The organism is Agrobacterium sp. SUL3 (assembly GCF_001263295.1).
In the GTDB taxonomy this organism is placed as follows: Bacteria; Pseudomonadota; Alphaproteobacteria; order Rhizobiales; family Rhizobiaceae; genus Agrobacterium; species Agrobacterium tomkonis.
The window spans coordinates 57,653-70,905 of record NZ_KQ414520.1; the positions used below are offsets into that span (position 1 = coordinate 57,653).

A 13,253-nucleotide genomic window follows, 5' to 3' on the forward strand; every position below is an offset into this window, starting at 1 on the left:
ATGGCGCGCAAAACCATCACTGATATGTCGGCTTGGCCGTCGCTGAGCCTGGAAGGCAACCTGATTGCTCCTGCAATGATAGCCAAGATCGATCAGCGCCAAGCTCCAGAGCAGACGCCTGAAGACTACTCGGTTCGCAAGGGTCTCCAGATCCGTGAGGAAATCGCGACAGCTTTTCGTGTGGGGCAATCGCATTTTGACGCCTTCGCGAAGATCGAGCATCCATCGGCTGCCGCGGCGACACGCTTCATCTCAGGTTTCTTTAAAGAAACCTTCGGGTTTGCCGACCTCGGAGCCGCATCGGCGCCGATTGCGTTGTTGGCCTCTGGTCGCCTGCCAATCGTGGTTGTCCCGCCGCAGGAGCAAATTGACCGACGCAGCCCGACGCTCTCTACGGACCGGTCTCGCTCCCCGGCCTTTGCCCTTCAGGACTATCTTAACGACAGTGACGATGCGCTGTGGGGCATCGTGACCAACGGCATGCAGTTGCGTCTGATGCGTGATAATGCCTCGCTGACCAGACCCGCATACATCGAGGCGGATCTCGCCCAGATGTTCACGAACGAAGACATCGCTTCCTTCGCCGTGCTCTGGCTTTTGATCCACCGTTCCCGCTTTGGCGCGGCAGAGACCCCCGCCACCGATTGCCCCCTCGAGCGGTGGCGCGACGCCGGCTCCAAGGAAGGCGAAGCTGCGCGTGATCGCCTAGCATATCAGGTCCAGCTTGCCCTCAAGCTTCTCGGCTCTGGCTTCCTCGAAGCTAATCCCGATCTGGCGGCTAAACTGCACTCCGGAGAAGTCAACCTCACTGAGTGGTTCAACGAACTCCTGCGCCTCGTCTACCGCCTGATCTTCCTTATGGTGGCCGAAGACCGCAACCTCCTTCATCCAGACAAGGCAAGGCCCGAGGCCCGCAACCTTTACGCCGAAGGTTACTCGCTGCAGTCGCTGCGCAAACAATGCTATCGCGCCGCCACTTGGGACAAGCATCATGACCGCTACGAGGGAGTGAAGGTCGTCTTCCGCGCCCTGGCGCATGGCCAGCAGGCTCTTGCACTGCCTGCGCTCGGCGGGCTCTTCGCGGAAGACAGACTACCCCACCTCGAAACCGCCACGCTGCGCAACCGGGCCTTCATGGAAGCTCTCTACCGCCTCTCCTGGCTTGCCGATAAAAACGGCATGGTCCCGGTTAACTGGCGCGCGATGGAGACCGAGGAACTGGGCTCGGTCTACGAATCTCTCCTCGAACTCCAGCCGCAGCTCGGCGACGACGGCAAGACGCTCGTCTTCGCCTCCGAGGCGGCCGAGCAAAAGGGCAACCAGCGCAAGACCACCGGCTCCTACTACACGCCGGACAGCCTCGTTCAGGCGCTGCTCGATACCGCGCTCGACCCTGTGCTCGACAAGACCGAAGCCGAGGCGGACGACCCCGCAAAGGCGCTGTTGAAGCTCTCGGTCATCGATCCAGCCTGCGGCTCCGGCCATTTCCTGTTGGCTGCCGCCCGCCGAATCGCCACGCGGCTTGCCCGCATCCGGGCCGAGGGCACGCCCTCGCTCGCCGACTTCCGCCATGCGCTGCGCGATGTCGCGCGCTGCTGCATCCATGGGGTGGACCGCAATCCTATGGCGGTGGAGCTGACGAAGGTCGCGGTCTGGATCGAGACGGTGGACCCGGGCCTTCCCCTCGGCTTCTTCGACGCACAGATCCGCTGCGGCGATGCGCTCTTGGGGGTGTTCGACCTGCAGGTCCTGCAGGACGGCATTCCCGATGCCGCCTACAAGCCGCTGACCGGCGACGACAAGGAAACCGCGAAATACTACCTCAAGGCCAATCGCGACGCGGCGGCTGGCCAAGGCGGTTTCGACTTCGGCACCGGTCAGGCTTCAATGCCCGCGATGAAGCCGCTGGCGTTTGATTTCTCGGGGTTCCGCGATCTGCCCGAGGAAACGGTCGAGCAGATCGGCGCCAAGGCCAGGCGGTTCAAGGAACTGCGCAAGGGGCAGACCTTTGTCCGCGCCAAGGCGGCGGCGGACCTCTATGTGGCGGCCTTCCTGCTGCCAAAGGTGGGCGGCGCACCGGCGGGCGCATCGGCCCGCACCGTGCCGACGACCGAGGAACTGTGGATGGCCCTCAATCAGGGCAAGATGCGCCAGGCGATGGTCGAGGCGCCCAAGGCCGCCCGCAACGCCCGGGCCCTGCATTGGCCGTTGGAGTTCCCCGATGTGATGCAACGGGGCGGGTTCGACGTGGTGCTGGGCAACCCGCCGTGGGAGCGGATCAAGTTGCAGGAGCAGGAGTTCTTTGCGTCCCGCTCCCCCGAGATCGCCAATGCGCAAAACAAGTCAGAGCGAAGCAAGCTGATAATTTCGCTTTCTACTGCTCCTGCCGGAAGCGCCAAATACTCTTTGCACCTCGCATTTGAGGCAGCGAAACGCGAGGCCGAAGCAATTAGCGAATTTGTCCGCCTCTCGAACAATGACGGTGGCCGGTTTACGCTTACCGGCAGAGGGGACGTAAACACCTACGCTCTCTTCGCGGAACTCTTCGCCAATCTGTCTCGCCAGCGTGCAGGCATCATAGTTCCTACAGGCGTCGCCACAGATGCTACTACGGCTCCCTTCTTCGCACACCTGGTTGCTGAGAACCGTCTCGCACAGCTCATCGATTTTGAGAACTCGGCGCCCCTCTTTGTTGGGGTTCATCGTAGCTTCAAATTCAGCTTGCTCACTCTTGGTCGAGGCGAGGGAACCGCGCGATTTGCATTTTACATGACTTCACCATCTCAGATGGCAGACCCAGAGCGCAACTTTCTTCTCACCCCAAATCAAATCGCACGTCTGAATCCCAATACAAAGACAGCCTCAGTGTTCAGGTCGCGCGCGGACGCTGAAATCACGACTAAGATTTATGAAAACTCGTCAATCTTGATCCAATCCGAGCTTGGTGAGCAAGGAAATATGTGGGGAGTCAAATTCTCAATTCTGTTCCATATGGCAAATGATAGCCAGTTATTCAAAACCGCCTCAGACCTGAATGCGGATGTCTATCATCGTCAGGGAGCCAACTGGCTACCGGCGCAGAACGATCCTTCGCAGGACACCTACTTACCTCTTTTCGAGGCAAAAATGTTCGATATTTACGATCATCGATCTGCGTCTTACGAAAGTCGCGGCACTGATCGCGGCAACCGCGTATTACCTGATACATCACCTCTAGACCATATGAATCCTGAATATGAGGTTCAACCTTTCTACTGGGTGTCAGAGAGGGATGTGAGGCAGGCGCTCGGCGACTACCAGCGAGGTGCGATGCTGGTATTCAACAAGGTAACTGGAATTGGAAATGAAAGATCTTTCATTCCTACCCTGATGCCGATCGCTGGGTTCGGGGACAGTCTGAATCTAATGAAATCTGACAAACCGGCGAGTCACTATGCATGTCTCTATGCCAATTGTGCATCTCTGATTTTTGATTTCGTAGTTCGCCGAAAAGTTGGCGGGGTAAATATCAACTTTTTCCACGTGGAGCAACTTCCAGTCATACTCCCTGAATTCTACACTGAACCCCGTCTCACTTTCGTCGCCCCGAAGGTGCTGGAACTTACCTACACCTCGCACAGCCTCGCCCCCTTCGCCCGCGATCTGGGCCATGACGGCCCGCCCTTCGCCTGGGACGACGTCCGCCGCGCACTGTTGCGCGCCGATCTCGACGCCTTCTACGCCCGCGCCTACAAACTGACCCGCGACGAGCTGCGCTACATCCTCGACCCCGCCGACGTGAAGGGCCCCGACTATCCGTCGGAAACCTTCCGCGTCCTCAAGGAAAAGGAAATCCGTCAACACGGCGAATACCGCACCCGCCGCCTCGTCCTCGAAGCATGGGATCGGATGGAGCAAGATGGGACGTTTGCGGCTCTCGGTATGAGCCATACTATTCATGCTGCTGCTCAGCCGATCGAGCTTCCGTCGCTCGGACAGTTACCGGATGCAGTTTGGTCTTGGCCGCAAGCTATCAACGAAAATGAAAGGGTGCGCGCCCAGCTTCGCGCTCTGGTGGGTATTCTGCCGGAACCTTCCGACGTGCGACGCGTCCGGCTGGCCGCGCTGGCCTGCCTGCAGCCGGCTCTCCTTGATGGTTTCCTTTCCGAAGCCGATCGTCGAGAGTGGAAACGTCTCGTGGCGCACCCGGCTAACGTGACCCAGCTCGTCCCGCCAACAAATGCTGCATGGGGCGCAGCATTCAGTGCCCTCGTTTCTTCGGCCGTGCTTGATGTTTCGAGCGACGGTGCCCTCTGGAGTGCGGGCAAGAGACTGGATCGCTCAACCTTGAATGCGCATGATCCTGCTGTCGGTCGCGCACTTTTCGCTTGGTCGCGGCTCGAAGGTATCAGTCTCGATCGGGAGTTGGCGCAGGTACCTGCTGTCATCTTGCCATTCATCCGGGAGGGCCGTGTTGCAGCCTGATCTGTTTCAGCCGGCCGAAATTGAGCTCACCTTGCCTGAAGGTCAGCAAGGACCAAGGCTTTGGGTTCGACGCATAGCTCTTTGGCAGGATCCTCAAACCTTACTGCGTGACATTCCGCTTCGGCGCGGAGTCAATATTGTCTGGTCGCCGGATCTCTCGACGAACGGGACTGGCGCAACACCTCACGGCAGTGGCAAAACAACGTTCTGCCGTCTCATCCGCTACTGCCTGGGTGAGCGGCACTTCTCCCACGAAGAACAGCGACCACTCATGCAGCAGAAGCTGCCCAATGGTTTTGTTGGGGCGGAGATAATCATAGATGACGAATGCTGGGTGGTTACCCGTCCTATCGGCATGAACCTGCCGTCACGCGTCTCCCGCGCGGAGCGCATTGAGGAAACTTTTGACGAGCTTCTGGTAGCCACCGTACCTCCGACCATTGCCCCCATGATTTCGAAGAGCTTTTGTACCCGCTACCGAGATCAGGTTCCTGAAAACTTGAAGGCAGAACAAGTTTGGGACGTCTTGCTCGCATGGCTCACCCGCGATCAGGAGTGTCGGCTGGATGACGTGTTTGATTGGCGGTCCAAGAGATCCGGCTCAGGATCACCTGCGCAAGAGCTCTCTCTCGAAACAAAGCTGACGGTAGTGCGCCTTGCTATCCGCGCGCTCTCCGCTGACGAAATCCAGGCCACCGCCGAGGCCAGAGTTCTCACGCGTGAGCGGGACAAACTGCGCGAGAAGCTTGGTCATCTCGACTGGTTTCAAAGCCAACGGTTTTCTGAGCTTTGTGAAAGGCTTTCTTTCCCGAAGGAGCGTGATCCGACCGAGGAATTGGTCCGCAAGGAACTCATCGACAAGGCGAATGAAGTGCTTGCAAAGGCCATAGGTGCTGAGCACGCAAAAGGTCAGAGACCAGGCGACGGGCTGCGCGAGAAACGCCAAATTCTGCAATCCGAACGGAACAAGAGCAGTGACGCGAGAGCTGAGAAGAAAGCCCTATTGCATAGTCTTCCGAGTCAGGTTTCTGCCGCCCGCGCTGAACAGGGAACCGAGCAGGCGAGGCTGGAAACCGGTGTCATTGTCCGCTGTGCAATTTGTCACGTCGACATAGATGAAGTGACGGCCAATGGATGCGGCATCTCATTGGAGCGTTGCAACCTCGACGAAGTGCGGTCCAGGATTGCGCTGGCCGAGCAACAGATAGAGGAGCTAGAGCGCCAGCAGCGCGCTTTGCCAGCAGAAATCGATAAACTAGACCGAGAGATTCTCCGATTAGACCGAGAGATCGCTCAGATCGATGGTTCATTTGCTCAGCTCGAACAGCAGATGTCGGCCACGAACAAGGCAGTTAATCAAGCAAGCGAATTGGTGAGAGAGGCAACCTGGTTCGACCTTCAGTTGAAGGATCGTGCTGGGATAGCTCAACGCCTAGCCCTCATCGACAAAAAACTGGAAGGGGCTCGGCAGAAGACGGCGCTTGAGCGAGAACGCGCCGCGGCAGCGATCGGTGATCTAGCAGGGCTTTTTGGGCAACTCGTCGCCACACTGATGCCTAAAGGCTGTTTTGGTAAAATGAAGCTCGATGGCAACGGCCTTCATCCAGAGATTTCGCTGGAGCGCGGCGCGGGTCTGTCAACTGCCGCTGTCGAATCGTTCAAAATCGTAGCCTTCGATCTCGCCGCAATGATCCTGTCTGTGAATGGTAAGGCCGACATGCCGTCCCTTCTTATCCACGACAGCCCACGCGAAGCAGACCTAGACGCCCGCATCTACGCTAATCTTTTTGATTTCGCTCTTAGTTTGGAGAAAAAGGGAAGTCCGCCCCCATTCCAGTATATCGTCACGACAACAACGGCGCCCTCGCAGATCACGCTTGATCATCCCGCATTGCGGCTCCAACTTTCATCGACGCCTCCCGAGGCGCGGCTATTTGCTATGGACTTCTGATGATCGAGTCGCCGCAGTCTTTTGTCACCCGTCAGGAATGCGACAAGGTAGCATTTCAGAACGGGTTCCGGCGACTACATGAGGAGCTAAGCGGCTGGCGGCACTACACCTCAACAACTGCGCAAGGCTCACTCTGGCTCGCACGCGAAAATACGGGCGGCTGGGTAGTCGCGATCGATCACCCCGGTATCGTCGCAGAGATTGGTCTAGAGCCGGTTGATGGGGGAGGGCCTGGCCTCGCGCGCTATCGGTTCGCCGATCTAGCTACGCTTTATGCTGCGATGCCGCGAGTTTACGAACTTGCCGTCAGTCTTCCAGATGCGCCGCTCCACGAGTTCTTATATCAGACGAAGGGTCTACCAAAAACGACCGAAGCGGAGCGGCTTGTCGTTCAACGGGTTGGCCAAAACATCTTTCGCGGGCGGCTGATGGCGTACTGGCAGGGGCGTTGCCCTTTGACGGGCATTTCCGACGAAGCGCTTCTCCGAGCCTCCCACATCAAGCCTTGGAAGGATTGCGACAGCGATGCCGAGCGACTTGACGTCCACAATGGCCTGCTCCTGTCAGCCTTGTGGGATGCCGCATTCGATAGCGGTCTTGTGAGTTTCGATGACCTAGGCAGGCCCCTTTTCTCGCCCACCCTTAGTTTGGAAGGAAGGGCGCTGCTCCGTTGGGAAACTCCACTTCCTTTAAGCGATAAGCATCGAGAGAAGTTGTCATGGCACCGAGCAGCGTTTTCATACACAGGGTAATAGCCATTTCCATGGAGGCTGATGATATTAAGTGGCTCGACCGAAGACCGTAGTGATGAATTCAATCCTGCCAGCCAAGAAGTCGTGATGATCGCGGAAATAATTTCCGCATCCTCAACCCTTGAATACCCGATCGCGATGATACTGCAGAAACTGTGAATGCGGTCGCTCATCCGCACGTGCGGGCACCAGCAGGCGTCGCTCCGGATTCACCAGCCGCGAGATCGTGTCTGGCACGCCGCCGCTTGCGATCAGCATGCTGTAATCGTCATCCACCGAAATCAGACCGCGATCGAACATCCAATGCACCGTCCCTGATAAGGCCAAGCCATTGCGTACACTGTCCGGGCCTCCATGCGCCACCGGGCGGATGTGGGCGGCTTGAACCTCCGATCGGCCGCCGCCGTTGAAGAGCTTGAGGCCGGTCACGGCACAGGTGTCGTGGTACGCAATCTTGATGGCCGCGGAGAAAGCGCGGTCCCGGAAAGGGCGTTGCACCACCTGCGACACGATCCGACGATCAACGCTGTCGATCTCGAACGGCATCTGTGGGGTATCGCCAAATCCAATGCGCGCCTCTTCTGCCGGATCAGGCATAGGGCGCTCTCGGTCACGGTTTCCAAGAATATGAGCAAAGCCGGCAGCCAGGATCATGTCGTACTCGGCGTCGGGAATATTTCGTACGGCGCGGCCGAACGCACCTTTGTTGGTTGAGCCGTCCTCCTTGCGAAGGCCGCTTTCGAAATAGTGGTCGGCGTCCTTGAAGGGCACGGCATGATCGAACGGCAGGAAGTCTTCGATGAGCGCGTAGAAGTGATCCGGCTTCGAGGTGTCCGGAACGATGTTGGTGATCCGGGCGGTCGCGAAATACGCCTGCTTGCCGCCCGTTTTCATGAGATCGCCGCTTGGTCGCCGTGGCTCGTAGTAGATAATCCAGTCTCCGCGTGCGGCTTCGACCTGACGAAGGTAGGTCCGCGGAAAATGATACCGCTGCTCGGGAAGGTCGGCATAAGTCGGATCAACCTTGGTCGTCAGTATTGCTTTCGCCATGAATGCGATCTCCCCGCAGAAAATTTTGCCGGTCCACCTTCGCTACCAGGCTGCACGGAATGTTGGAAGGGGCGTGGCCGGTGCCTGGATGGCCATAAATCGTTGGGCTTTATGCCCGTATTAAGTGTAAAAGTTACTTACCTCAACGAAAAGCAAGATAATTCTCCGGAGGCGGAAAAGTAGCAAATTTTGAGTTAAATAAAGTATTATTGTAAGTATATATCCTGGTAAGAAATTATTGCAAAACTAAAGGTTGGTTGTTTCTGCAGATATACGTGAGATAATTATTGGGTAAGGTCAATTGATCTTGCGATATCAAACTCATACGGAGAAAGACTGTGACCGAGAATACAAAAGCTTCCCCTCTCGCTTCCGCCGCCCACGCCTTCTACGTAGCCCACTCAATCCCTGACGAGGATAAATATGAGCTGGAGGACACGGCGGTCTTTCTGATCAACGCAACACGCCGCTCGACCGCCGAGACTTTCGAACTCGGGGAGCACCTCGAAAAGGCGGCTACTTTGCTCCCGGAAGGAAAACTGGAACGGTGGGCCGTGGAGTGCTGCGGCTACACAGCGCGCCATGTCCGGACACAGCGTGCGATCCACCGTAATCTGGCTTACTACAAGGCGATCCTTGTAGAGCTTGCCGTCGGACCGACGGTGTTGGGTAAGCTCAGTGCTGCAACGCCGGAGCAGATCGAGCAGGCGATCGGTCATGCCGGCATCCACGGCCGTCTGAGAGTTCAGGATGTAACGACCATCATGGTCGGGCCAAAGGCGGACAAAGACGAGAAGCCGGAGGTCGACCCATACAATGTTGGCGGGCTTGATGGACTGAAGGCGATCATCGCGATCAAGGTCCGTGATGGCTTGAAATCTTTCATGGGAAATCTCGAGGAAATCCGGACGTGCGTTCTGGAAGCCCTGCCGAAAAAGAACATCGTCAAGAAGGCACTGGCGGATCAGATCGTGCTGACGTCGCGCCTTGCACGGCGGGAGCTCGAAAGCCTGGCTCAGTTCGTGATGCCGAACCCGCATGCTGCTCACGTGATGTATGATTGCAGCCTTCCTCCCAAGACGCACTGGTCGGCTGTCGGCGATTTGCTCTACAAAATGGGGAGCATCGACAGTTGGCCCGACAAGGACAAACTGCGGGCTTGGCTGGAATCGGAAGTCGTGCCGGCCCTGGAATGGGCGACGTCGAAGAGCGGCTCACCAGCTTGGCCAGACACAGAAGCCGACAAGACGCCGAGCGCGACGTCGACGACTCAGGTTGATGCCAACGCGACAGGCCCAGTGGCTGACGCTGATCATGGCAAGGCGGCCGCATCGTTCGAAGCAAGGATGCAGTCAATCGCGGCTGTCTTTGGTGCCACGGCGACTGTTGAACTGCCGAACTCGATTCCGACAGTTGAGGAAGCACTGGCGCAGCCGCAGGCCGAAAAGCGCTTCAAGCGCCCAGAGTATGTGAAGAAGGTCAAGCCGACCTCGCCACCATCCGCCGCCGCGTAAAGCCGGAACGAAACTGGATGGCCGGTTTCCGGCCACTCCATCAATATCGAGAGGGCCGCTTGTCGGCCCTTTCTCATTTTCTGATTTCCGGCGAAGCCGATGGCCGTCACTCCGGAAGGTCGGCCGATCTCAAGCTGATTTGGTTGTGAGCCCGGCGTTAACCTTGTACCGGCTTTGTTCTCTTTTTCTTGTCCGGGACCTTGAGCCCGACCGCCGGTCCTGCCAGGTTGCGGCTGTTCCGGATGGTCGGAACAAACGGCCCAAGCCGATGCTACCAACATCGACAAGGGCCTGACCCTCAAGCCTTCTGACAAAGGAATCGGGCTATGACCACGTTTACCTCTACGATCCCCAATGGGGAAGTTCTCCGTTCTGTCATCGAAGCGACTGCTGCTTCGGCGTCCGGATCCCGTCCGCGCCCGTTCGGCTTTGGCCGTGACTTGGTTCCGGCTTCGGTTCGCGAACAGGCCGTGCTGCGCCGTCATCCGCATCTGGTCCGCTGGTCGGATGTCGAGGCAGACCTCGATCTGNCGGTTCGCGAACAGGCCGTGCTGCGCCGTCATCCGCATCTGGTCCGCTGGTCGGATGTCGAGGCAGACCTCGATCTGCTGATCGATCGCGCCATTGCCGCCATCGCCGATGGCGAACCGACCGAAGACGAGATCCTCGGCCACTACGTTCACATCGCTTCGCTGGTCCGGGCGGTCTCGTTCCGGGAAGGCAAGTTGCTGGAGCAGGCGGTCGAACGCCTTGCAAAAGCCAACCCCAACATCCTCGTCCTGACACAGTCGCTGAAACTGCCGCTTGTGAAAGCAGCCATGGAAGCGGTGTCCGGAAACGATTGGACCAGCCTTGATGGCGTGAAGCTCGATTGCGAGGCACCGGCCAAGGGTAGCTATACGCCGGACCTGATCGTCGTGACCCGCGCCCGCCACACCGCCTACATCCTCGACTTGAAGCGTTCGCTTGCGTCNTATACGCCGGACCTGATCGTCGTGAACCGCGCCCGCCACACCGCCTACATCCTCGACTTGAAGCGTTCGCTTGCGTCGTATGGCGACACGAGCCGTCTCGAAGAGTTGAAGCTGAAGATGATGGCGTCGGCCATGGTTCTGCCGGACTGGCTCTACAAGCACCACAAGCGCTTGATGGTCGGTGCGGTGGAAGTGGCGATCGTCGATGGTGCCAGCCGTCCAAGCGATCATGCCCACGGTGTCTGGGCGCTTTCCGAAGTCGACGACCTGCTGGAGATCGATGGTGTTGCCGCGTGCATGGCCGAACTGCGTCAGCGCTTCGCCGTCAAGGTGCAGCAGCTTCTCGAAGCAGAGGCGCGCAAGGCCATTGGCGGGATGGCTGCGCCTGCGACTGACACTGCTGAGGCTGTCGTCGTGTCGGGGGGAGCTGGCTCGCTCATCAGCCTTGGTGGTTCGTGCCGTGATGACGAGGGCGAGCTCGGCTGTGTTGATGACAATCAGGATGATGAACCGACACCGGCCTTCATCCGGGTGGGCTTTGCCCGTCGTCCCGCCGCTCATTGAACCCATCGGTCTTGATGGCCTGAACCTCGCGGCCTGATGACTGCCGTCAGAGCCTGCGGGTCGATCGCCGTGGCCTTGAGGCCACGGCTCCCCATCCTGTTCTTCTCATCGATGCTGGACGCCAAGGCGGTCCGGCCAGGGAGTTCCCATGTCTTCCGATATCAATCCGGATGTGCCGCCGCGCATCCGCTGCGAGGCGATCTCGTCCTCGACGTCACCGTACGCCATCTGCCATCGTCCGCATGGCGCCGTCCTCCTCTATCCCGGAACTGGCCGGACTAAGACGTCGGCCGACGATCCGGCTTTCCTGATCGGACTGGCGCTCGGCCATGTCCGGCAGAGCGACGGCCTCACCGGCATCGTGCCGGATACGCTTGTAGCCCGACTGCAGGTGCATGCCGATACCGGCAACCCGGCCTGCCGTTTGCTGCTTGATTGGCTGGATCGGCGCAACGCTGATCTTGTCACCCTGTCTTTGCGGGGTCCGGTCAAGCCGGTCTCAAGCCGGCAGCGCTCTGGTCGTCGCATGATCCCGGAGCGCCGACAGGCGGGGCCGGGCAGCTTGAAGAAGCGTGGATCGACGAAGGCAGGGTCACGTGATCCCAAAACGGCAATTATTGCCGCGAAGGTGGAGGGCCAGGGTGATGAATAAACTGTCGCGTCTGTTCATTCGTCGGCTGGAACGGATCGCGCGCCGGGAGGCGCAGCGCAATGCCCATGCCAACGGTCTTCTGGCGATGAAGGTCGTTGAGGTCGATGGCTATCTGTTGCGGCGATACGCACCGGCCTTCGATATCCGCCGAATGACCGGCAATGCGGATCGTGACCTGGCGTGGCTGGGTCGGAACTTTGCCGCGTATCTTCTCCCGCCACCAAAGCCCTCCGACATCGTGGTCACCGAAGACAGGCCCGTCGCATCGATCCTGACCGTTGGCTCTGGAGAGGCGCGACGGAATGCTGGAGACAGCGCGGCATCGATGGATCACGCACGGCGTGCCTATGCCGTCGGTCTTGTCGGCCGGGCGGGCAGGGGACCGTTGGTAAGCAACATTGTTGCCGCCCTGGTTCTTGCCCGTGCCATTGAGGTGGGTCGGGTGCCGCTTGCCTCGATCGTCAGTGCTGCTACCATGTCGGCGCCCGTCGTGTCTTTGCATGCGCCGATCGCCGGCTTCGAGCAGGCGATGCGGCGTTTGATCGAGACGTCGGGCTTTGTGCCGGGCGGTTCCTTGAGCGGGATCGATGGCGAGTATGTCCACGACCACGCGAGTTTTGCCGGATCCGAAGGAGGCGGTAGAACCTACATCCAGTTCATCGGACAGAGCATGCGGCGGGTCACGAGTGCGGCATTGCAGCGGCGTCTGGTGAATGCCCTGACACGGGATTGCCCAGTCGTCGCGATCGCGGAGAAGGCAGATGCCATTCCGTCCGAGATCAGCATTGCCGCCGACATCAATCTGGCTGCCGGCTGGCTCGACTACCCCTTCATCAGCCGGATGATTGAAGCGACCCATGGAGCATCCGGCCTAGCCGCCTTGGAGCAGTGGCCGAAGGTTTACGACGCGCATTACCTCACGATCGATGATGTCGTACTGGCCTTCAGGCCGGGGCGCAGCGCATCGCAGGTCATTGCCGTGCTGGCATCGCTCACCGAGCGCAATCGCATCGCCGCGCTAGATGGCGATGATGACGAACCCGGTAAGACGGATGCCACCAAAACGCCGAAGTCGAAGAAGGACACGGAGGAAAAGGCAGCGACCGGAAAAGATGGCGGCGGCGGGTGGAAGCGTGACAAGCCGTCGGGTGCCGAGGTCATCCAGCCAGAGCCATGGGGTGAGGGCAAAGACGATCGTCCAACGCTCGTCATCGAAACCCTGTCCGGATACGACAAGGCCAAGAACTGGGCGCTTGATCTGAAGGCGGACCTTGCTGACTACATCGCAGGCTCGCTGGGGTGGTCTGACATGAGCAGCAAGCTGTTGCTCTA

General features: G+C 59.0%; 7 protein-coding genes. 6 read left to right on the forward strand and 1 reads right to left on the reverse strand.

Going from position 1 to position 13,253, the window contains the following annotated elements:
* From AKG12_RS25850 to AKG12_RS25860, 3 genes are read left to right on the forward strand one after another with little or no spacing between them, the layout of a single operon-like run.
* On the forward strand, positions 1 to 4,464 hold the full coding sequence (locus AKG12_RS25850) for an Eco57I restriction-modification methylase domain-containing protein (protein ID WP_052821038.1): 4,464 nt from the start codon (positions 1 to 3) through the stop codon (positions 4,462 to 4,464).
* A complete protein-coding gene (locus tag AKG12_RS25855; protein ID WP_052821039.1) occupies positions 4,454 to 6,415 on the forward strand; it encodes a coiled-coil domain-containing protein in 1,962 nt (653 codons plus the stop codon). The genes AKG12_RS25850 and AKG12_RS25855 overlap by 11 nt, the downstream gene beginning before the upstream one ends.
* The gene (locus tag AKG12_RS25860; protein WP_052821043.1) at positions 6,415 to 7,167 is read left to right on the forward strand and encodes an HNH endonuclease; all 753 of its coding nucleotides are present in this window, start codon (positions 6,415 to 6,417) and stop codon (positions 7,165 to 7,167) included. The genes AKG12_RS25855 and AKG12_RS25860 overlap by 1 nt, the downstream gene beginning before the upstream one ends.
* 114 nt (positions 7,168 to 7,281) lie before the next feature.
* Here the strand turns inward: AKG12_RS25860 and AKG12_RS25865 are convergent, their stop codons facing one another.
* Positions 7,282 to 8,217: an HNH endonuclease gene (locus AKG12_RS25865; RefSeq protein ID WP_052821044.1), complete on the reverse strand. Its 936-nt coding sequence runs from the start codon at positions 8,215 to 8,217 to the stop codon at positions 7,282 to 7,284.
* A 338-nt stretch (positions 8,218 to 8,555) separates the two neighbouring features.
* Between AKG12_RS25865 and AKG12_RS25870 the strand changes: the two genes are divergently transcribed.
* The 3 genes from AKG12_RS25870 to AKG12_RS25885 form a co-directional block, all read left to right on the forward strand.
* Positions 8,556 to 9,731: a hypothetical protein gene (locus tag AKG12_RS25870; protein WP_052821045.1), complete on the forward strand. Its 1,176-nt coding sequence runs from the start codon at positions 8,556 to 8,558 to the stop codon at positions 9,729 to 9,731.
* 1,686 nt (positions 9,732 to 11,417) lie between these two features.
* A complete protein-coding gene (locus tag AKG12_RS25880; RefSeq protein ID WP_052821051.1) occupies positions 11,418 to 11,921 on the forward strand; it encodes a hypothetical protein in 504 nt (167 codons plus the stop codon).
* The coding region (locus tag AKG12_RS25885; protein ID WP_052821053.1) for a hypothetical protein at positions 11,914 to 13,253 on the forward strand (1,340 nt) is incomplete at its 3' end. The genes AKG12_RS25880 and AKG12_RS25885, both read left to right, overlap by 8 nt.